We start from the raw sequence: 20,582 nt of genomic DNA on the forward strand, positions 1-20,582 counted from the left end.
CGCGCACACCTCGACGGCGTGCGCACCCCCGTTTCCGGTCCCAGTTCGGGGGAGCTCCACACAACAAGGAATCTCATGGCAGACAACGATCACCGGCCCCTCGTCGCAGTTCTCTTCGGCGGGCGTTCGAGCGAGCATTCCGTCAGCTGCGTCACCGCGGCCGGAGTGATCGGTGCCATCGACGCCGAAGCCTTCGACGTCCTGCCGATCGGCATCACGAAGACCGGCGTGTGGCGGGTCGTCGACGACTGGGCGAGCATGCGCTTCGACCCCCAGGACATGCCCGAGGTCACCGACAACGGCACCGAGGTGATTCCTCCGCTGGCCGCAGACGGGGCGCCTCTTCTGCAGCGCGACGCCGAGGGCAACTGCTCCGAACTCGGCTCCGTGGATGTGTTCTTCCCGCTCCTGCACGGACGCTTCGGTGAGGACGGGACGCTGCAGGGTCTGTTCGAGCTCAGCGATACCGCGTTCGTCGGTTCCGGTGTGTTCTCCTCGGCCGCGAGCATGGACAAGCACTTCACGAAGTCGCTCATGGCGCAGGCCGGGATCCCCACCTGCCCGTGGGAGCTCGTGACCGAGACGATGTGGGAGATCGACCGTGCCGAGGTCGAGGCCCGCATCGCCGGCCTGGGCCTGCCCGTGTTCGTCAAACCTGCCCGCGCCGGCTCGTCCATGGGCGTGAGCCGAGTCGCCGAGGCGGCCGACCTCGAGGCCGCACTCGCCGGAGCCTTCGAACACGATTCCAAGGTCATCGTCGAACCCCAGGTCAACGGCCGAGAGGTCGAATGCGCGGTGCTCGGCTCGCTCTACGATACGACCCTGCGCGTGTCCTCACCGGGGGAGATCAGCGTCACCGGCGACCACGCCTTCTACGATTTCGATGCGAAGTATCTCGATCTCGCCGATGCCGAGGTCACCTGCCCGGCCGACCTCGATGAGATGACGACGGAGGCGGTGCAGGACGTGGCCGCAGCGGTGTTCCGTCTCTTCGACTGCACCGGCCTGGCCCGTGTCGACACCTTCGTCACGGACACCGGGGACGTCGTCGTCAACGAACTCAACACCCTGCCCGGGTTCACCCCCACCTCGGCGTACCCGTTCATGTGGGCGAAGTCGGGAGTCGAATACTCCGAGCTCATCGGCGAACTCATCTCCATCGCGCTCGTCGATCACGCCCGCGCGAAGTGAACCTCTAGTCTTCGACGTCCTCGGCGCCGACGCATTCGGCTTCGGGCTCGAGCTTCGCCAGGGCCGGGGAGACCGCGGCGAGCACATCGTTGCCGGATTCGGCCTTGCGGTTGACGAGCACCTCGACGGCGGGCTTCCGGCCATAGCTGGTGAACATCCACGTCGCATCGTCATCGTCGTCCGACGGCTTCGAGATCCAATCGACTCCGCTGACACTCACACACTGATCGGTCGTCGGCCCGGGCGGGGTGACCCCGCAGCGCAGCACCGCGATGTTCGGATCGCCCCACGCCTTCGTGCCCTGTGAGGACGTGGTGCGGGCCTTCTGCCCGGAGATCTCATCGGGCAGGGTGAGCATGATGTCCGCACACTTCGGGTTCGCGGCATCCTTCGCCGGTTCGACGATGACCTTGTGCGCACAGCCGGAGAGCGCGACGCCGACCAATACGGCGGCCACGGCGGCCAGGGCCAGAGAGCGCGGGCGATGCGGCGACCGCGAGGCGCGGCGCGGCGACTGTGAGACGCGGCGCGGCGAAGCAGAGCGAGATCTCATAGGACTACCGTATCTCCCGATAACCTGGAGGCATGACCCGACTGTCCGAACTTCGCGAATCACACATCATCGCCCGCGTGCTCACTGGCAACCCGAGCAGCGCTCACGTGATCGTCGGACCCGGAGACGATGCGGCCGTGACCGCACCGGACGGTCGGCTCGTATCGACGGCGGACATGCTGGTGGAGAACGAGGATTTCACCCGCGACTGGTTGGAATGGGAGAAGCTCGGCCGGAAGGCCGCCGCCCAGAACCTCGCCGATGTCTGCGCCATGGGTGCCCGCCCGCACGGACTGCTCGTGTCCCTGGCCGTTCCCGACGACACGGACATCACCGCCGTCGAAGCCCTGTACTCGGGTCTTTTCGCCGAGGCGGGGCGTGCCGGTGCCGCACTCGAGACCACCGTGCCGATCATCGGCGGAGATCTGTCGTCCTCCGGCCTCATCGTCGTCGCGATCACCGCACTCGGGACCGTGGGCCAGGGCAGCACCGCGGCCGCTGTCGGCACCGCAGGTGTGGACGGGCCGGGCACGGGTCCGGCGATTCTGCGCTCCGGCGCCCGACCGGGAGATTCTCTCTACCTCGCCGGGACGGTCGGTCGGGCCGCGGCCGGACTCGACCTCCTCTTCTCCGGTCTCCGACCGGACACGGCCGCACCCGAACTCGCCTCCCTCATCACCGCCCAACTGGCCCCACGCCCCGACTACGGGGCGCTGCTCGGTCTGAGGGCCGCCTCGGCGATGATCGACGTCTCCGACGGTCTGAGCCTCGATCTGGCCCGGATCGCCGTCGCCTCGGGGGTCGGCGTCGAGCTCGACCGGACGGCGCTGCAGGATCTCGTCGACCCGCTGCTGCCGGCCGCTGAACAGGTGCTCGGTGAAGTGGCGGGTGCAGCGGACCTCGCCCTGTCCTGGGTCCTCCACGGAGGAGAGGACCACGGCTTCGTCGCGTCGAGCGCCTCGAGTCAGGACCCTGGAGTAGGCTGGCGGAGAATCGGTGAGATCCGCACCGGACACGATGTCAGCCTCGACGGCACACCCGTGCCGACGAGCGGTTTCAGCCATTTCGGGAAGTGACATGAGCAACGCCATCAGCCTCAACGGTCGACTGGCCGCCCGTTGGGCCCGTCGGGCGGTCGACCGGCTGCGCAAGGAACGCACCGAGATCGACGAACTCAACGTCTTCCCCGTCCCCGACGGCGACACCGGCACGAACATGTACCACACCCTGCGCTCGGCCTACCTCGCCGTCGAAGAACTCACCGGACCCGTCACCCTCCCGCAGGTCGTGGCCGCACTCGCCGCCGGTGCCGGCCGAGGCGCACGCGGCAACTCCGGACTCATCCTCGCCGTCGCCCTCCAAGGCGTCGCCGATGCCTTGGCCGAGGTCACCGTCGCCACCGCCGACGCGATGGCCACCGCCCTCGAGACCGCATCCGACCGGGCCCGCGCCGCCGTCGCCCGGCCCGTCGACGGCACCATGCTCACGGTCCTTGACGCGATGGCCACCGAGGCGCGTGAACGCGCCGAGACCGGTGGTGACCTGCTCGAAGTCATCGAAGCCGTGCGCGAACGCTCGCGTTCGGCCCTGCGTGAGACCACCGGTCAGCTCACGGTCCTGCGCGAAGCCGAAGTCGTCGACGCGGGATCGACCGGCATCGTCGAACTCTTCGACCTCCTCTACGCGACCGTCACCGGACGCACCCCGCAGGATTCGATGCTCACCGAGGTGGCCCGCGCCCCGAAGATCATCCACGAGGCCACGGCCGAGGAGCTCGAGATCGTCGTGATCCTCGCGACCGCCCCCGCCGCCGAGCTCGCTGAGGAGCTCGACCGCCTCGGCGGGACCTCGATCGTCATCACCGCGCACAAGGTCCACGTCCACGTCATCGACGAAACGGTCGCCGCGACGGTCATCGACCACCTCGGCGGCTATGGGATCGCTCGCCTGGACATGGAGGATCTGCGCCTGCACGAGGAGGAGGGGGAGACGAAGCTCGTCGCCCTCGTCCAGGGCACGGGACTGCTCATGCATGCTGCGCTCAACGGGGCCACGGCACTGACCTCGTCGGTCGGGGATCTCGCGGAGACGATGTCCGAACTCATCGCCTCCGAAGACCGTGAGGTGATCGTCGTGCCCAGCTCCACTTCGGCGCTCAAGGCCCTCTCCGGGCTGCGCGCGGTCACGGGAAAGGATGCGGAACGGGCCGGGCGGGCGCAGGTCGTGCGCTCACGCAACGCCGCCACCCTGCTCTCGGCTCTGGCCGTCTACGATCCCTTCGCCCCGGCCGCGGAGATCTTCGCCGATATGACCGAAGCCGCTGCCGGCACCCGGGTCGGGACGATCTTCTCGGCCGATCAACTCGCCACGGACCCGCCGACCGGGGTGCTGCCGATCGTCCGCGAAGGCGACGACGCAGGAACAGCCTCGGCGCTGGGAGCAGCGGCTCATCCGGCGCAGTTCTACCGGGTCTACATCGAAGGCAAGGCGAAGACGCAGAGCACGGAGCTGAGCACGCTCGTCGTCAAACTCGCCGACCGGCTCCTCGGGGCCGGGGGAGAGCTGCTCACCGTCGTCCACGGACCCGACTGCGTCCCCGAGGTGCTCGACCATCTGCGGGACTGGATCGCGAAGTCCCACGACAATGTCCACTTCCAGGAGTTCGACGCCCGCGACCGCGGGGTGCTCGTCATCATGGGGGTCGAATGACGACCCGGCTCGAAGACAATTTCCGCAAGGCCGACCGCACGCACCTGGCCAAACGCGGTGTGCACACGGTGGCCGACCTGTTCCGGTTCTTCCCCCGTCGCTACCTCGTCCCCGGTGAGTCCACACGGTTGGGCGATCTGCCGCTGGGGGAGACCGCGATCATCCAGGCCGAGGTGATCAGCGTGAGCACACGGCGGATGAAGCAGCGGCGCGGCACGATCACCGAGGTCATCGTCCACGACGGGGAACAGTCGATGAAGATCGCGTTCTTCAACCAGCACTGGTTGGACAAGGCTCTGACGCCGGGGCTGACCGTGGTATTCGGCGGCAAGGTCGAATCTTACCGCGGGCAGCTCACCCTGGCCTCCCCTGCGTGGCTCAACCGCACCGAGGACGACCACGAGTGGACGCCAGAGGATCTCAACTCGCCGTTTCCCATCTACCCGGCGGTCAAGAAGATCGCGCAGTCGCGGCTGTGGAGCGCGATCAAGACTCTGCTCAGCGTGGCCGGGCCCGAAGAGTTCGCCGACCCCCTGCCCAAGGGCCTGCGCGAGAAATACGATCTGCCGGATCTGCGTACGGCGCTCGAGGACATGCACAAGCCGCGCCGGATCGAGGACGTCGAGAGGGCCCGCCAGCGGTGGAAGTGGGAAGAGGCGCTGGCCCTGCAGACCGAATTCGTCTCCCGCAAGGCCGCCTATGCGCAGGAGAACGCCACCCCGCTGCTGACCGAGGGGCCGAAGAGCCGGCGCTTCGACTCCTCGCTGCCCTTCACGCTCACCCCGTCCCAGGTCAGAGTCGGTGAGGAGATCGGTGCGGACATGGGCCGGGAGCAGCCGATGCACCGACTCCTCCACGGAGATGTCGGCTCCGGCAAGACCCTCGTGGCTCTGCGGGCGATGCTCACTGCCGTCGATTCCGGGGCCCAAGCCGCGATGCTCGCCCCCACCGAGGTCCTCGCGACTCAGCATTTCCACTCCATCCAGCACTTCCTCGGCGAACAGATGGGGCTCTCGCCCCTGCTGTCCGAGGACGACCAGGTGACGGTGGCGCTCATGACCGGATCGATGCCGGCCCGGGAGCGGCGGGAACTCGCCCTCGACCTGGCCACCGGGAACATCGACATCGTCGTCGGCACGCATGCGCTGCTGTCGGAATCGACGATCTTCGAGAACCTCGGGCTCATCGTCGTCGATGAACAGCACCGCTTCGGTGTCGAACAGCGTGAGGCGATGCGGGCCAAGGGCGGGGAGTCCACCCCGCACACGCTCGTGATGTCCGCGACCCCGATCCCGCGCACGGTCGCGATGACGGTCTTCGCCGATCTCGACATCTCGACACTGACCGAGATGCCGGCCGGGCCGAAGAACATCGCCACCCACGTCGTGCCGATCGTCGACCAGCCGAACTGGTTCGCACGGGTCCGGACGCTCATGCGCGAGACCGTCGAATCGGGGCGCGGGGTCTTCGTCGTCTTCCCTCGGATCGAACCCACGGACATCGAGGACCCGGAGACCGGTGCCGTGATCGGACAGAAGCAGGGCATCGAGGATCTCAGCCGCAAACTCGAAGACACCCCGGAGCTGTCGGGGAAGAGATTCGGGCTGCTGCACGGGCGGATGTCGACCGGTGAGAAGGACAAGGTGCTCAAGGACTTCGCCGACGGGGACATCGAGATCCTCGTCTCGACGACGGTCATCGAGGTCGGAGTCGACGTGTCACGGGCGACGATGATGGTCATCGCCGAGGCGGAGAACTTCGGTGTCGCCCAGCTCCACCAGCTGCGCGGACGTGTCGGACGTGACGGCAGTGCGGCCATGTGCTTCCTGCTCACCGAGCTGAGCGAGACCGATGAGAGCTTCGCGCGGCTGCAGGCCGTGGCCGAGACGCTCGACGGATTCGCCCTCGCCGAGTACGATCTGGATTCCCGCGGGGAAGGCGATGTGCTCAGCGCCTCCCAATGGGGCGGATCCTCGCTGCGGCACCTGTCGATCCTCCGCGATTCCGAGATCGTGGCCGAAGCCAGGAGAGTCGCCGAGCAGATCGTCGCCGTCGACCCGCAGCTCGACGCGGTACCGGCGCTCAAGGCCTTCATCCGGCGGGTGCTGCCCGAAGGCGACGCACACTTCATCGAAGCAGGCTGAGGAGGCAGGTATGAGAATCATCGCCGGAGCGCACAAGGGTGCCCGCTTGTCCTCCCCGTCCGGGGCGAACACGCGCCCCACTGCCGATCGGGTCAAGGAATCCCTGTTCTCCATGCTCGAAGGCTATGGGGTGCTGCAGGCCGCGAACGTCCTCGACCTCTTCGCCGGATCCGGAGGCCTCGGATTCGAAGCGATGTCACGGGGCGCCGCGCAGGTCGACTTCGTCGATTCGTCGCTGACTTCCATCCGCTCCCTGCAGTCCAATGCCGAGAAGCTCGGTATCGAACACTCCGCGGAGGTGCACGCCGGAGACGTCCTCCACTTCCTGGCGGGACTGCCGGTGACGGACGCCCCGGAGGCGCGGACGTTCGACCTCGTGTTCATGGACCCGCCGTATCCGCTCAGCGAAGACGCGGTCACACAGATCCTCGGGCGGCTGACCGCGCACCTGGATCTCGAGTCGATCGTCGTCGTCGAACGCGCCGCACGCTCACCGGAGCCGACGATGCCCGACGGGCTGGAAGTCTTCCGGTCGAAGACCTTCGGTGAGACCGCGGTCCATTTCGTCCAGCTCGTCGGGGAGCCGGGCGAGGCCTGACTCCCCGACGCGGTGCTGACGCTTCGGAGGCGAGATCAGAGCACGCTGGAGAGGAACGACCGCGTGCGCTCGTGCTGCGGGTTGTTGAAGATCTGATCCGGCGGACCCTGCTCGAGGACCTGACCGCCGTCGAACATCATCACCCGGTGGGAGACGTCGCGGGCGAACTGCATCTCATGCGTGACGAGCAGCATCGTGATGTCCGTGGTCTCGGCGATGTCGCGGAGCACTCCCAGCACGTCTCCGACGAGCTCCGGATCCAGTGCCGAGGTCACCTCGTCGAGGAGGAGGATCTCCGGGCTCATCGCCAGCGCACGGGCGATCGCCACACGCTGCTGCTGACCGCCGGAGAGCCGGGTCGGGTGCTCATCGGCCTTCTCGGCCAGCCCGACGCGTTCGAGCAGCTCCTTGGCTTCCTTGCTCGCTTCGCTCTTGGACTTGCCGAGCACATGGACAGGGGCCTCGATGATGTTCTCGAGCACGGTCATATTCGGGAACAGGTTGAACTGCTGGAAGACCATGCCGATGCGCGTGGTCATCTCGCGAGTGCGCTTCTTCGGCAGTTCGACGCGCTTGCCGTCGCGTTCCTCGAAGGTCAGCGGCTCGCCGTCGACGAAGATGTAGCCGCCGGTGAGCTCCTCGAGCGTCATCACCAGGCGCAGGATCGTCGTCTTGCCGGAACCGCTGGGCCCGATGAGGGTGACGCGTTCGCCGGGTGCGACGGTGAAGTTGAGGTCCTTGAGCACGGTCGTGGGCCCGAAGCTCTTCTCCACGTCCTTGAACTCGATCGCCGGGGTGCCCGAGGCTGAGGCGTTCGGCCCGGAGGGGGTGGCTGGGGTGTTCTCAGTAGGTGGCAAGGCGTCGATCCAATCTCTGAATGAGCAGTGAGGTCGGGTAGCTGGCGGCGAGGAAGATGATGCCGGCCAAGGTGAAGGCTTCCGTGTAGGCGAAGGTCGAACCGCCGAACTGCTTGGCCGCAGTGACGAGCTCGACGACGGAAATCGCGAACAGGAACGGGGTGTCCTTGAACATCGCGACCGCGTAGTTGCCCAATGACGGGATGGTCGCACGCAGCGCCTGCGGCAGGATGATGGCCGTGAACTTCCGCACGGGCGGAAGCGACAGGGCTGTCGCCGCCTCGTGCTGTCCGGGAGGCACAGAGTCGATGCCGGCACGATAGCTTTCGGACATGTACGTCGAGTAGTGGATGCCGATGACGATGAAGCCGATGACGAGTGCAGGGACGTCCACGAGTCCGGGGATGCCGGAGAAGGCGAAGTAGACGAACATCAGCTGAACGACCAGTGGAGTGTTGCGGATGAATGCCACGAGCAGTCGCACGAGCCAGTTGATCCACCGCGGCAGTCCGCGGATGGCCACGGCGAGGATGAGGCCGAGGATCGCGGCGATGACAGTGCCGATGACCGTGGCGATGAGAGTGTTGACGAAACCGTGGAGCAGGAGGGGCAGGGCTTCAGCGGCGAATTCCCAATTCCAGTTCACAGGTCACCTCCCTCGCCTGAAGAGGGACGTTTGAGCGGATCCGTTCCGAGTCCCGAGTTTGTGCCTTCACCCGCGACGCCGTGTGAGACGAGGCGGTCTTTGCGCACGGTGTCCGCGCGGGCGGCGCGTCGGGCCTCACGACGGTCGGTGCGCGAATTCGGGCGTCGGCGGCCGAGTGCGGCCGTGGCCCTGCGTTCGAGGAAGTTCATGAACTCCTGCAGCATCCAAGCGAGGATGAAGTAGATGATGAGACCGATGGAGAATGCGAAGTATGTATCGCCCGTCGACTGGCGCAGCTGATTGATCTTGTCGGTGAGATCGGACAGCGTGATGAAGAAGACGACCGCCGAGCCCTTGAGCAGCTGGATGAGCAGCGTCGCCAAGGAGGGGATCATCAGAGCCCAGGCCTGTGGGAAGATGACACGCAGCATCCGGCGGGTGGGGGAGAGGCTGAGCGCGATCGCGGCCTCCCACTGGCCGGGCGCCACGGTCTTGATCGACGAGCGGACGACCTCGGCCGAATAGGCACCGTAGTTGAGCGCGAGAGCCCCGATGCCGCAGAGCAGCGGGTCGAGTTCGAATCCGAGGAGCGGGAGGACGTAGAACAGCCAGAACAGCTGCACGAGCAGAGACGTGCCGCGGAAGAACTCGACGATGATCCGTGCAGGGGCGCGCAGCCACCAGTGCGGCGAGGTCATCGTGATGCCGAGGACGAGCGCGATGATGATGGCGCCGACCGAGCCCGCGACCGTGAGGATGATCGTTGTCTGAATTCCCTCCCACAGCTGTGGGAGGAAACTCAGCAACGTTGCGAGATTGTCGTTCATGATCTCAAGTGCCGAAGGACGACTCAGGAATCAGCGGTGGGCAGGTCGCCCTTGCACAGCTGATCGGTCGTGATCGAACCGTCAGGACGCTCTTCCTTCGTGAATCCGTAGTCACCGACCACGTCGAGGTAGGACTTCTCATCGGAGACGATGTTCTCCAGAGCCTTGTTCCACTCGTCTCGGAGTTCATCGTCATCGGTGCGGAAGACCGTGGCACCGGCACCGACCTGCGGAACATCGTCGATGACCTGGACGAAGGAGTCGCTGACTTCGACGCCGGAGTCCTTCGTGTTCTTCTCCATCCAGTTGAGCGAGATGGCGGTGAGGGCGAAGACATCGGCGCGGCCGGTCGTCACGGCGTCCATGCCGTCCTGGGGCGTGCCGACCTCTTGGGTCTTGATGCCCAGGTCCTTCGCATAATCTGATTCGACGGCGCCGGTCATCGTCGCGAGTTTGGCGCCCTTCTTCTTGACGTCGTCGAGGTTCTTCATGCCGTCCTGCTTGCCCTTCTTCGTCATCAGGGCGGTGGTGTACATGAATTCGGGATCGCCGAAGGAGGCCTGTTTGCAGCGGTCGGGCAGGATCGACATGCCGGCTGAGATCGCGTCGAAGCGTTCGGCGTTGAGGCCGGGGATGAGGGAGCCGAATTCGGTGTTGACGCCTTCGACGTCGTCGACGCCGAGCTCCTTGAACACGGCCTTCGCTATGGCGACGGACGCTCCCTGGAGCTCTCCGCCCTTTTCGAAGCTGTACGGGGCTTCGCCGGCGAAGCCGACGGTGATCTTTCCGTCGTCGATGGCCTTCTGCAGAGTCGACTTGTCCGAGTCGCTTCCTCCGCAGGCACCGAGGGTGAGCGTCAGCGCGAGAATCGATGTCGCGGCGGCCAGTCCTTTGAGTTTCATGTGCTGTTCCTTCCTTGAACGTCGACACATCGTCGTGACGTGCGTCTCCTGGACAGTATTCAATACTTATGTTGTCCGAATGTCACACTGTCAGACAAAGTTATATGATCGTAACCGTGACGAATCCTCCCGCCTCCGAGCTGCCGGTCCTGCGCAAAGTGGTCCGTTCCTCGACGAGCGACCTCATCGCCGACCAGCTGCGCAATGCCATCTACAACGGATCGCTCGAACCCGGGCAGTCGATCAACGAAGTGCGCACCGCCGAACTCCTCGAGGTGTCGCGGCCGTCCCTGAGGGAAGCGCTGCAGCGGCTCATCAGCGAAGGCGTGATGACGCATGCGCCGGGGCGGGGAGTCCATGTCAAGAAGATGCGGGTGACCGACATCGACGACGTCTATGCCGTCCGGGAAGCCATCGAATCGCAGGCGATCAAGCTCATCATCCGGCGGGAGCGCGCCACCGCCCGGATCACCCGCGCGCTCAGGGAGCTGGAGCGGGCGATCGAAGACAATGCTGCGCGCACCATCGGCGATGCCGACCTGTCGTTCCATCATGCGCTCGTCGCCTGTTCCGGTTCGGCCCGGCTGACAGACCTGATGAAGGTCTCGATGGTCCACACCCGTCTGCTGTCTCTGTCGGACCGACGCGGCTACGAGGTTCGCTGCGACGTCCTCGACAGCCACCGCGAACTCGCCGAGGCGGTCACCGCCGGCCGCGAATCACAATCCCTTGGGGTCCTTGCCCGGATCATGGCCGAAGCGGCTTCCCGACTGCACGGGCCCGACGCCGGAGTCGACGCGCAGGTCGTCAAGGCCCTCGACGACGGTGCCGCCGCCGATGACCAGTGGTCGCGGCTGCGGGAGAGAGTGCAGTGAGCACGGTGGGGCGTCCGCGACCCGGGATCGGCACCGCAGGCGACCGCCAGCCGATACGATGAGGGCATGAAGGTCGTCTGTCCCGGTTCCTATGATCCGATCACCATGGGTCATCTCGATATCATCGCCCGCAGCGCACGCCTGTTCGAGGAAGTGGTCGTGGCCGTCGTGCACAACCCCTCGAAGTCCGGTCGTTTCGCCCCGGAAGTCCGCGCGGACCTCATCCGCCGCTCGCTCGATGACGATGAGCGAACCCGGAGCGCCGAGAACGTGAGCATCGACATCGTCTCCGGCGGCCTCCTCGTCGACTACTGCACGAGCATCGGTGCACCCGCCGTCGTCAAGGGGCTGCGTTCGGGCACGGACTTCGCCTACGAACTGCCGATGGCGCTGATGAACAAACACCTCACCGAGCTCGAAACGATCTTCGTCCCCGGCAATCCGCGGTTCGAACACGTCTCCTCGTCTCTCATCAAGGAAGTCCACGCGAACGGCGGGGACATCCACGGGCTCGTCCCCGCCTCGGTGCTGGAAGCTCTGCACGGTCATGACACCGGTGCCGGTGATGACGGCTCCGGCAACGACAGCGCCGACTGAGGGATGAGCGCGGCCGCAACACCTGCCAACAGGGCCTGGTTCCCGGGCCTCGTCACCCACACCGTCATCGCACACGCGACGTACAACGGCGTGCGCGTGCTCATCTCCTACCGGACCCTCGAGCTCGGCGGATCGGGGGTCGTCCTCGGTCTCATGACCGCCGTCTACTCCCTCGTTCCGCTGCTCACGGCCCTCTTCGTCGGCCGGCTCGTCGATCGGGGGTACGCCACCGCGGTGCTGTGGGTCGGCACCATCCTGTCGATCCTGCCCGTCGCGCTCGCGGCCGTCGCACCCAACCTCGGCGTACTCCTCATCGCCACGATGAGCTTGGGCGTCGGGCAGCTGCTGACGACCGTGGCCTCCCAAGCGCTCATTCCGCAGAGCTTCCCCGCCGACCGGATGACCGCGAAGTTCGGCCACCTCACCCTCGGGGTGTCCATGGGCCAGACCATCGGACTGCCCGTGGCCGGCATGATCGCCGACGCCACCTCGGGTGACGCCGCGATCACCAATGCGCTGTGGTTCATGACCGCGCTGTCGGCGCTGACCCTCATCGCCGCTGTCGTCGTCATGCTCCGCGGGCGCACCCCGCACGTCTCCCGCGCCGAGGCGGCCGAAGGCGCCATCGCACCGTGGACGCTCCTGTCGACCCGGGGAATGAAACCCGCGATCTTCGCTTCCATGGCCACGCTCGCCGCCGTCGACCTGATGACGGCGTACCTGCCGCTCATCGGACAGGAGAACGGACTGTCCGTGACGCTGGTGACCTGGCTGCTGGCGCTGCGAACGCTCGCCTCGGTGATCTCGCGCCTGTTCATCGGGATGCTCACGACCAGGTGGCGCAACCTGTCCCTGCTGTGGACCGCCTCGGCGACGGCCGGTGTCTGTGTCGCGCTCATCCCCGTGCTCAGTCAGCCGTGGACGCTCGGACTCCTGCTCGCCCTCGCCGGATTCTGCTTCGGACTCACCCAGCCGCTGACGATGACCTGGGTCTCGACCCTGGCCGATGCGAAGAATCGGGCCGCGGTGCTGTCCATCCGTTTGGCGGGCAATCGACTCAGCCAGGTCGCGATCCCCTCGGCCGCCTCGGCGCTGACGGTCATCGCCGGTTCCGGGGCCGTGTTCATGATCGCCGGCGCGCTGCTCCTCGTTGCCGGGGGAGTGACCTGGCGCAACGAACACGAGCGATGGTGATGAGGAACACCTGCGGCGGTCGATCGGGGCGATTGGTAATGACCGCCGATGATGATTAGAATGGTGAGTCGCGTGTGAACGCAGGAGCGACATCCTCAAACCACCGGGAGGACGGCATGAAGCAGCGATCTGAATTCGTCTTCGATCTCAGATCGATGGGTCTGCTCGGCAATCCGGGTGAGTGGGAACGGGTGAACACCACCTTGTCTGCTCCAGCGGATCTCAAGATCGAAGTGATCGGGGTTGGTCAAGGTTCACCACTGGCGCTCGAGCTGATGTTCGAGAGCGTGTCGGAGGGGATCTACGTGTCGGGCACAGTCTCGGCGACGGCCCGCGGCGAGGACGCGAGGACACTCGAGCCCATCGAGCTGCCGATAGATGTCGACATCCAGGAGATGTACGTCTATGAGCAGGCCGAAGGCGACGAGGACTCCTACGTCATCGACCGGGATCAGCTCGACCTCGAGCCCGCGATCAGAGACGCCGTGGTGATGGCTCTGCCGTTCAATCCTTCACAGGATGAGAGCGAGGAGTTCAGCTACACCCTGGGGGAGGACCTCGAGGTGGAACCGGACGAATCCGAATCGCCGTTCGCATCATTGAAGAATCTGTTGGATGAGAAGAAAGAGAGCTAGACGTGGCTGTTCCGAAGCGTAAATTGTCGCGCAGCAACACCCGCCACCGTCGTTCGCAGTGGAAGGCCAAGGCTCCGAACCTGGTCAAGACTGTGGAGAACGGTCGCGTTGTGTACTCGCGCCCCCACCAGGCCAAAGTCGTCGAAGACGCAGCCGGCACCCCGCTGTACCTCGAGTACAAGGGCCGCAAGGTCGCTGACGTCTGAGACTGTGGACACTGACACCACAGCAGCACTGAAGAAGAGTCTCGGGATCGATATTGATCCCGAGACTTTTCGTCTCGCGCTCACGCATCGTTCTTATGCCTTCGAGGCCGGCGGAATCCCCACCAATGAGCGCCTCGAGTTCCTCGGCGATTCCGTGCTCGGCCTCGTGGCCACCGAATCGCTCTACTACGACAACCCGGACCTGCCCGAAGGCCAGCTGGCCAAAATGCGGTCGGCCGTGGTCAACACTCGAGCCCTGGCCGCGATCGCCCGCAGGCATGGGATCGGCGAGCACATTCTGCTCGGCAAGGGTGAGGAGCTGACCGGCGGCCGCAACAAGGATTCGATCCTCGCCGACACCGTCGAGGCTCTCATCGGCGCCGTCTTCGTCTCTCGGGGACGCGACGTCGCCTTCGCCTTCGTCCATCGCCTCATCGACGGCATGCTCGACGACGCGGTCAACCTCGGCGCCGGAATGGACTACAAGACCACGCTGCAGGAGGCTGCGGCCGACCTCAGCCTCGGGGCCGTGAGCTACGAGATCACCTCGTCCGGGCCCGACCACGCTATGGTGTTCACCGCCACCGCGATGCTCGGCGACAACGGCTGGGGCAGCGGGGACGGCTCGTCGAAGAAGGCCGCCGAAGCCGCCGCCGCCGAGGTCGCCGTCAAAGCCATCCGCACCGTCTACCCGGACTACCGTCGCTGAGCGATCTGTGGGTCCGCGTGTGACAGGACGGTGTTCCCATGCCTGAGCTTCCCGAGGTCGAAAGCGTCCGCCGCGGCGTCGACGAATGGACGACGGGGACGACGATCACCGGCGCCGAGGTGATCGACCCCCGAATACTCGGCACGACCTCCCAGCGCCGCATCGACCCGTCCGCGATCGACGGCTTCGTCACCGCCGTCAACGGTGCGCACATCCTCGGTGCCGAACGGCGCGGGAAGTTCATGTGGCTGAGCCTGGGGGAGGGCAGCCGGCCACAGCCGGGCCCGGCCGATCGGCAGAATACGATGCTCGGAGAGACGCCCGAGTTGGGCATTCTCGTCCATCTCGGGATGAGCGGGCAGCTGCGCATCCACGATCCGAATGACGAACTGCACCGGCACACGCGAGCGATCCTGCGCCTCGGCGGCAGCGACAGTGAGCTCGGTGGCCGAGCAGGCGATGGGGCAACCAACGGTGGGGCAGCCAACGGTGGGGGAGGCGTCGCCGGAGTGGGTCGCGAACTGCGCTTCGTCGACCAACGGATCTTCGGTCATATCGGCGTCCAACCGCTCGTGCACGGGTATGGGCGGCTCGTGCCCGCCTCGGCGATCCACATCGCCGCAGACCCACTCGAACCCGCATTCGACCCCGAACGGGTCGTGGAAGCTCTGGCGAAGAAGCGCACGGCGATCAAAGCGGCGCTGCTCGACCAGACTTTAGTCAGCGGCATCGGCAACATCTACGCCGATGAGGCGCTGTTCCGGGCGGGAGTCCATCCTTCTGCTGTCCCTGCGCGCACGCGGAAGAGCCGCCTCGTTGCGGTCCTCGAATCCGCGACGAAGGTGATGACCGATGCCTTGGCCGTGGGCGGGACGAGTTTCGATGCCCTCTACGTCAACGTCAACGGCGAATCCGGATACTTCGACCGGGCGCTGCTCGTCTACGGGCGCGGAGGACAGGAATGCGTGCGCTGCGGGACCGAGATCGCGAGGATCACCGTCGGCGGCCGCGGCACTCACTTCTGCCCGGAGTGCCAGAAACCCCCACGGTACCGGTAGTCCCCGGGCCGATCACCTCGGCGAACGTGGGCTCGGCCGAGCTGCCGACCGTCCGAGCGGGTGAGGGGTGCCGGTTACGGGGAGTGGAATCAGCGACGTCCGGCAGCCCCGGCGAGGAAAGCGCGATGACCGTCGATGAGAGTTCGCTGCGCCTGCGAGTGGTTCGGGGCCGAAAGCATGTTCGCGGGGTTCGTCGGTGACAGCCACAAGGCGTCGACCTCCACGACGGCTCCGTTTTTCAGTCGTGCAGCCGCGACGAGGCGGGGGCGGGAGCCGGGAGCCGGGATGAGGATCCTGTCGAGTTCTCGCCACGAGATTCGCCTGGCCCGCCCGACGAACCCGCACCAGATGAACTCGTCGGGAGTGATTTCGAGCCGAGCCCGCGAGCCGAGCCAGAAGTTCACTCCGGCACCGATGAGCAGGAGGAGGGGGCCGAAGAGGAAAATGAGGAACATGGTGTCGCCGAGGACGGCTAAGAGGATCACCGCAATGAGAGCCAGAGCCGCCATGATGGTGAGCATCCAGCCGATGACGAATGAGATCTTCCCCTCGCGCCTGATGACCGCGTTCATCTGATCAGACTCTGCCTTTCCTCGTGTCGACCAAGCTGGCTTCCCCGCGAACCGATCCCTCAAGAACAGCGATCGCCGTGCGCGTCAGCGTCTCAGCGTCACTATGATCCCACACCTGTCCCGCAGCGCTCCTTGAAGCGGGCACGGGGAGACGGGGCAGAAGCTCTGCTCGCCGGTGCTGTTTCGTCTCTTGTGTACGAACGCATCCAACACCGTTCGCGGCGAATCACACCGTTCGCGGCAGCATGCACCGGTGCGGCGCGCTGAATTGCCGCTAACGGTGCCGGATGCCCGGCTGAAGCTCGGAGACGGGCTCGGACTGGCGGCCGATGCGAACCGAGCAGAATGCACCCGATCGGCTCACCCCCATGATCGTCGCGGGCGCAATGAAGCCGCCTGCGGGCAATGGGCGAAGATGGCCGGATGTCCGTCTTCTCGGACCGTCATCGGTCGCATTCGCTGTGCAACACCACCTGCCGTCGGCGGGCGGTGAATGGTCAAGGGCCCCGTCGCGCACGACAGGGCCCCCACCAGCTCCCCCGGCTGGGCTCGAACCAGCGACCCTTCGATTAACAGTCGAATGCTCTGCCAACTGAGCTACGGAGGAAAACGGCGCAGTTGCCTGCGCACGGGGAGACACTTTACCAAAAGATTCCGAATCTCGTGGCCCGCCCGGATATGCTGGTTTCCAATATGCATCTCAAAAGCCTGACACTGCGGGGATTCAAGTCCTTTGCCTCGGCGACGACTCTCAGATTCGAGCCGGGCATCACCTGCGTCGTCGGTCCCAACGGTTCAGGCAAATCCAATGTCGTCGACGCCCTGTCCTGGGTGATGGGCGAGCAGGGTGCGAAGAATCTGCGCGGCGGAAAGATGGACGACGTCATCTTCGCCGGAACCTCGAAACGCCAGGCCCTGGGGCGCGCCGAGGTGACTCTGACGATCGACAACACCGACGGAGCCATCCCTGTCGACTACACCGAGGTGACGATCTCGCGGACCCTCTTCCGCACCGGCGGGTCCGAATACGCCGTCAACGGGGCCCCGGCCAGGCTCCTCGACATCCAAGAGCTGCTCAACGACTCCGGCCTGGGCAAGGAGATGCACGTCATCGTCGGTCAGGGCCGCCTCGACGCGATCCTCCACGCCGACCCGCTGGAGCGACGCAGCTTCATCGAAGAGGCCGCCGGTGTGCTCAAACACCGTCGCCGCAAAGACAAAGCGGTCCGCAAACTCACCGGACTGCAGACGAACCTCGACAGGCTCACCGATCTGCGCACCGAACTCAACCGGCAGCTCGGGCCCCTGGGCCGACAGGCCGAAGCCGCGGCGAAGGCCGCCACCGTCCAAGCCACACTGCGAGACACCACCGCCCGACTCCTCGCCGACGATGCGGTGCGGATGCAGTCCTCGCTGGCGACGACGAGCGGGGGCGAGGACCACAGCGACCGCATCGACGAACTCGACCGGCTCCGCACCAGCACCGAGGCGCGACTGGGTGAGGTCGAAACCCGCCTGTCGGGACTCGACACCGAACTCGAGGCGCAGCGGACCGCCGAATCGAAGACTCAGACGCAGATCGTCCGTGCCCAGGGCCTGAGCCAGCGGGCCGAAGACAAGCGCTCCCACCTGCTCTCGGAGGTCGCGAGCCTGGGCCGCCGCGAATCCAAGTCTCCCGATGAGCTGCGTGCCCAAGCCGCCCGCTTCAAGGACGAACTCACCGAGGCCGAGGCGGCCGTCACCGAGACGAACTCAGCGCTCGAGGCCAGCCAGAAACGCAAGGAAGAACTCACCCGGGACCTGCGCACCGCCGAAGACGAAGTCAAGGCAGCACAGATCGCCATCACCGAAGCAGTGAAGAACCGGTCGGCTCTGCAGTCGAAGCAGACCCAGGCCGAGGAGCGCATCGCGGACCTGCAGTCGCGCATCGCCGCCAACCGGTCCGAAATCAACACCGTCACCGCTCGCATCGCCGAACGCAGCGCCGAACTCGAGACCGCAGAGACCGGGGTTGAAGACGTCGAAGCAGGGGAGACCGAACTCGACTCCGCTTATGAGACGGCGCTGGAGGCCCAGGAGAAGTGTGAGGCCGAACGCGCCGAGCTGCAGGAGAAGCAGTCGCAGGTCGCCTCCGAGCTGTCCTCGGCCAGAGCCCGGGCCGAAGCCCTGGCACTGGGCACCGCGCTCGAGGCCGACCTCGAAGACATCATCAACGCCGAACTGCCCGGAGTCGGCACCGCCGTGACCGAACACCTGAGTGTGACGACCGGCTTCGAGATGGCGGTGGCCGCGGCCCTGTCGACCACGGTGTCCGGCGTCATCGTCGACGACGGCCAGTCGGCGCTGGGAGTCCTCGACCACCTCGGCGAGGACACGAACGTGTCCCTGACGATCCCGACCGGCGCCGAGGCGGTCGCCGGCAAGGGCGGCAATGGAACGGGGCGAACGGAGCTCGCTCCGCTGCCCGAGCTGGCGGGGCTCTCCGGCACCGAGGCGGGGCAGCCAGCTGCCGGGGCGGGGAAGCTGCAATGGCTGAGCGAACTCGTCACCAGCGATGTCCCCGAGCTGCGGATCCTGCTCGCGGCCGCCCTGCACGCAGTCGTCTGCGTCCCCGACGCTCGTGCCGGCGTCGCTCTGACCAAGGCCCGCCCCGAACTCACCGCGGTCACCGTCGACGGGGAGGTGGTCTCGGCCACGCGCATCAGCCGGGCGCGCACGGCCTCGGGCACCCGGTTGGCCTCTCAGACCGCACTCGACGACACCCATGCGACGATCACCGAACTCGAGGATCGGGCGGAGACGCTCAAGACTGCGCTCGCCGACCTCGAACCGCGCCTGAGCAGAGCCCGCGAGGAAGCGGCGGCGGCACTCGATGCGCTCCACTCCTCGGACGCGAAGATCATGGCCGCAGCCGAAGAGGTCTCGCGCATCACTGGCGAGATCGGTGTTGCCCGCACCCGCCTGCAGCGTGCCGAAGAGAACGAAACGGAGCTGAAGTCCCGCCTCGATGCCGCCCAGCGCGAGGTCGAGACCGCGCAGGCGGCGCTGGCCGGAACCGCCGAGGTCGTCGAAGTCGTCGACACCTCCCGCCGGGACGAACTGAGCGCGCAGGTCTCCCAGTCGTCCGAAGACCTCGTCGAGGCACGCATCAGCCACCGTTCGGCCACGGACCGGGCACGGTTCCTCAGCGACCGGGTCGACTCTCTGCTGCGGGCGGCGAAGGCCGAAGAGGCGGCGCGGGAGCAGAACCAGCGCACGATTGCGAAGAAGAAGCGCGCGGCCGACTCGGCGAAACTCATCGCTGAAACCGCGGCCGACGCCGCGGAACTGGCACAGTCGACGGTCGTCGAACTCGGCGAGGCGATCCAGGTCCTCGTCGACGAACGCGGCGGTCTGCGCGAGGAGAAGGGCCGCCTCGGCGAGGAATTGGCTGCCACTCGAACTCAGCTGCAGAAGCTCAAGGACGCCGCCGCCGAGGCGGAGCTGGCCAAGGAACGGTATCGACTGAAACTCGAGGAGATCGCCCACCGGGCGCAAGAGGAGACGGGGCTGGGCATCGATCGGCTCATCGACGAATTCGGCCCCCACCTGCCCGTGCCCTCGTTCGAGGAGGGTGTGGAGGACACGCCGTACGTGCGTGCCGAAGTCGAGAAGCGACAGAAGCAGGCGTCTGCCTCGCTCAAGCGCATCGGCACGGTCAATCCGCTCGCGCTCGAGGAGTATGAGGCGCTGAAGGAACGGCATCAGTTCCTCGAGAAGCAGATCGCCGACATCGAAACCTCCCGCAAGGACCTCATGCAGCTCGTCGAGGAGGTCGACCGGCACGTCGAACGCGTCTTCGCGGACGCCTATGCGGACACGGCACGGGAATTCGAGGACATCTTCTCCCGACTCTTCCCCGGCGGTGAAGGTGCGCTGAGCCTGACCGACCCCGACGATATGCTCACCACCGGCGTCGACGTCCACGCCCGGCCGGCCGGCAAGAAGGTCAAACGGCTCTCCCTGCTCTCCGGCGGTGAACGCTCGCTGGTCGCCGTGGCGATGCTCGTGGCGATCTTCAAGGCCCGACCGAGTCCCTTCTACGTCATGGACGAGGTCGAAGCCGCTCTTGACGACCTCAACCTCTCGCGTCTGCTCACGGTGTTCGAGGAGCTGCAGGACTCCTCGCAGCTCATCGTCATCACCCACCAGAAACGGACGATGGAGATCGCCGATGCGCTCTACGGGGTGACGATGCACGGCGATGGGGTGTCGAAAGTCATATCGCAGCGCATTCCGTGAGCCCAGCTTGTCAATGTCGAAGGACTGC

General features: G+C 66.2%; 19 protein-coding genes and 1 tRNA gene. 13 read left to right on the forward strand and 7 right to left on the reverse strand.

What is annotated here, in order from left to right:
- Positions 1-75: 75 nt before the first annotated feature.
- Positions 76-1,191: a D-alanine--D-alanine ligase family protein gene (locus ACQE2J_RS07345; RefSeq protein WP_135539496.1), complete on the forward strand. Its 1,116-nt coding sequence runs from the start codon at positions 76-78 to the stop codon at positions 1,189-1,191.
- A gap of 4 nt (positions 1,192-1,195) precedes the next feature.
- Here the strand turns inward: ACQE2J_RS07345 and ACQE2J_RS07350 are convergent, their stop codons facing one another.
- Entirely contained in the window at positions 1,196-1,744 is a 549-nt protein-coding gene (locus ACQE2J_RS07350) for a DUF3515 domain-containing protein (protein ID WP_135539494.1), read from the reverse strand.
- 32 nt (positions 1,745-1,776) lie between these two features.
- Here ACQE2J_RS07350 and thiL point away from each other — a divergent pair, with 32 nt between their 5' ends.
- The 4 genes from thiL to rsmD are packed head-to-tail and all read left to right on the forward strand — an operon-like array spanning position 1,777 to position 7,195.
- Positions 1,777-2,820: a thiamine-phosphate kinase gene (gene thiL, locus ACQE2J_RS07355; RefSeq protein ID WP_135539492.1), complete on the forward strand. Its 1,044-nt coding sequence runs from the start codon at positions 1,777-1,779 to the stop codon at positions 2,818-2,820.
- Between the two features lies 1 nt (position 2,821).
- Positions 2,822-4,453, forward strand: coding sequence for a DAK2 domain-containing protein (locus tag ACQE2J_RS07360; protein WP_135539490.1), 1,632 nt, complete (start codon positions 2,822-2,824; stop codon positions 4,451-4,453).
- Entirely contained in the window at positions 4,450-6,597 is a 2,148-nt protein-coding gene (locus ACQE2J_RS07365; protein WP_135539488.1) for an ATP-dependent DNA helicase RecG, read from the forward strand. The genes ACQE2J_RS07360 and ACQE2J_RS07365 overlap by 4 nt, the downstream gene beginning before the upstream one ends.
- A gap of 10 nt (positions 6,598-6,607) precedes the next feature.
- On the forward strand, positions 6,608-7,195 hold the full coding sequence (gene rsmD, locus ACQE2J_RS07370) for a 16S rRNA (guanine(966)-N(2))-methyltransferase RsmD (RefSeq protein ID WP_135539486.1): 588 nt from the start codon (positions 6,608-6,610) through the stop codon (positions 7,193-7,195).
- 35 nt (positions 7,196-7,230) lie between these two features.
- On the opposite strand, the gene ehuA is transcribed toward rsmD, so the two are convergent.
- The 4 genes from ehuA to ehuB are packed head-to-tail and all read right to left on the reverse strand — an operon-like array spanning position 7,231 to position 10,427.
- Entirely contained in the window at positions 7,231-8,052 is an 822-nt protein-coding gene (ehuA, locus tag ACQE2J_RS07375; protein ID WP_425118815.1) for an ectoine/hydroxyectoine ABC transporter ATP-binding protein EhuA, read from the reverse strand.
- Complete coding sequence (ehuD, locus tag ACQE2J_RS07380; RefSeq protein ID WP_425118814.1) at positions 8,039-8,698, reverse strand: ectoine/hydroxyectoine ABC transporter permease subunit EhuD; 660 nt, start codon at positions 8,696-8,698, stop codon at positions 8,039-8,041. The genes ehuA and ehuD overlap by 14 nt, the downstream gene beginning before the upstream one ends.
- A complete protein-coding gene (gene ehuC / locus ACQE2J_RS07385; RefSeq protein ID WP_425118813.1) occupies positions 8,695-9,525 on the reverse strand; it encodes an ectoine/hydroxyectoine ABC transporter permease subunit EhuC in 831 nt (276 codons plus the stop codon). The genes ehuD and ehuC overlap by 4 nt, the downstream gene beginning before the upstream one ends.
- Before the next feature lie 23 nt (positions 9,526-9,548).
- Entirely contained in the window at positions 9,549-10,427 is an 879-nt protein-coding gene (gene ehuB / locus ACQE2J_RS07390; protein WP_135539478.1) for an ectoine/hydroxyectoine ABC transporter substrate-binding protein EhuB, read from the reverse strand.
- Positions 10,428-10,543: 116 nt separating this feature from the next.
- Between ehuB and ACQE2J_RS07395 the strand changes: the two genes are divergently transcribed.
- The 7 genes from ACQE2J_RS07395 (at position 10,544) to mutM (ending at position 15,701) form a co-directional block, all read left to right on the forward strand.
- Entirely contained in the window at positions 10,544-11,302 is a 759-nt protein-coding gene (locus ACQE2J_RS07395) for a GntR family transcriptional regulator (RefSeq protein ID WP_425118812.1), read from the forward strand.
- A 66-nt stretch (positions 11,303-11,368) separates the two neighbouring features.
- A complete protein-coding gene (gene coaD, locus ACQE2J_RS07400) occupies positions 11,369-11,899 on the forward strand; it encodes a pantetheine-phosphate adenylyltransferase (RefSeq protein WP_135539475.1) in 531 nt (176 codons plus the stop codon).
- Between the two features lie 3 nt (positions 11,900-11,902).
- Positions 11,903-13,093 (forward strand): MFS transporter, encoded by a 1,191-nt coding sequence (locus tag ACQE2J_RS07405; RefSeq protein ID WP_135539473.1) that lies wholly within the window; start codon positions 11,903-11,905, stop codon positions 13,091-13,093.
- A 155-nt stretch (positions 13,094-13,248) separates the two neighbouring features.
- Positions 13,249-13,728 carry a YceD family protein gene (locus tag ACQE2J_RS07410; protein WP_240689754.1) on the forward strand — a complete coding sequence of 160 codons (480 nt, stop codon included), beginning with the start codon at positions 13,249-13,251 and terminating at the stop codon, positions 13,726-13,728.
- 2 nt (positions 13,729-13,730) lie between these two features.
- Complete coding sequence (rpmF, locus tag ACQE2J_RS07415) at positions 13,731-13,934, forward strand: 50S ribosomal protein L32 (protein WP_025777330.1); 204 nt, start codon at positions 13,731-13,733, stop codon at positions 13,932-13,934.
- 4 nt (positions 13,935-13,938) lie between these two features.
- Positions 13,939-14,643, forward strand: a complete 705-nt coding sequence (gene rnc / locus ACQE2J_RS07420; protein WP_135539469.1) for a ribonuclease III — start codon at positions 13,939-13,941, stop codon at positions 14,641-14,643.
- A 38-nt stretch (positions 14,644-14,681) separates the two neighbouring features.
- Positions 14,682-15,701, forward strand: a complete 1,020-nt coding sequence (gene mutM, locus ACQE2J_RS07425) for a bifunctional DNA-formamidopyrimidine glycosylase/DNA-(apurinic or apyrimidinic site) lyase (protein ID WP_135539467.1) — start codon at positions 14,682-14,684, stop codon at positions 15,699-15,701.
- An 89-nt stretch (positions 15,702-15,790) separates the two neighbouring features.
- Here mutM and ACQE2J_RS07430 read toward each other — a convergent pair whose 3' ends face one another.
- The gene (locus ACQE2J_RS07430) at positions 15,791-16,273 is read right to left on the reverse strand and encodes a hypothetical protein (protein WP_135539465.1); all 483 of its coding nucleotides are present in this window, start codon (positions 16,271-16,273) and stop codon (positions 15,791-15,793) included.
- Between the two features lie 534 nt (positions 16,274-16,807).
- Positions 16,808-16,880: transfer RNA gene (locus tag ACQE2J_RS07435), tRNA-Asn, on the reverse strand.
- 86 nt (positions 16,881-16,966) lie between these two features.
- On the opposite strand from ACQE2J_RS07435, the gene smc reads away from it, so the two are divergent.
- Positions 16,967-20,554, forward strand: coding sequence for a chromosome segregation protein SMC (smc, locus tag ACQE2J_RS07440; RefSeq protein ID WP_426937384.1), 3,588 nt, complete (start codon positions 16,967-16,969; stop codon positions 20,552-20,554).
- Positions 20,555-20,582 lie beyond the last annotated feature (28 nt).

The sequence above is a fragment of the Brevibacterium sp. LE-L genome, from assembly GCF_050214925.1.
In the GTDB taxonomy this organism is placed as follows: Bacteria; Actinomycetota; Actinomycetes; order Actinomycetales; family Brevibacteriaceae; genus Brevibacterium.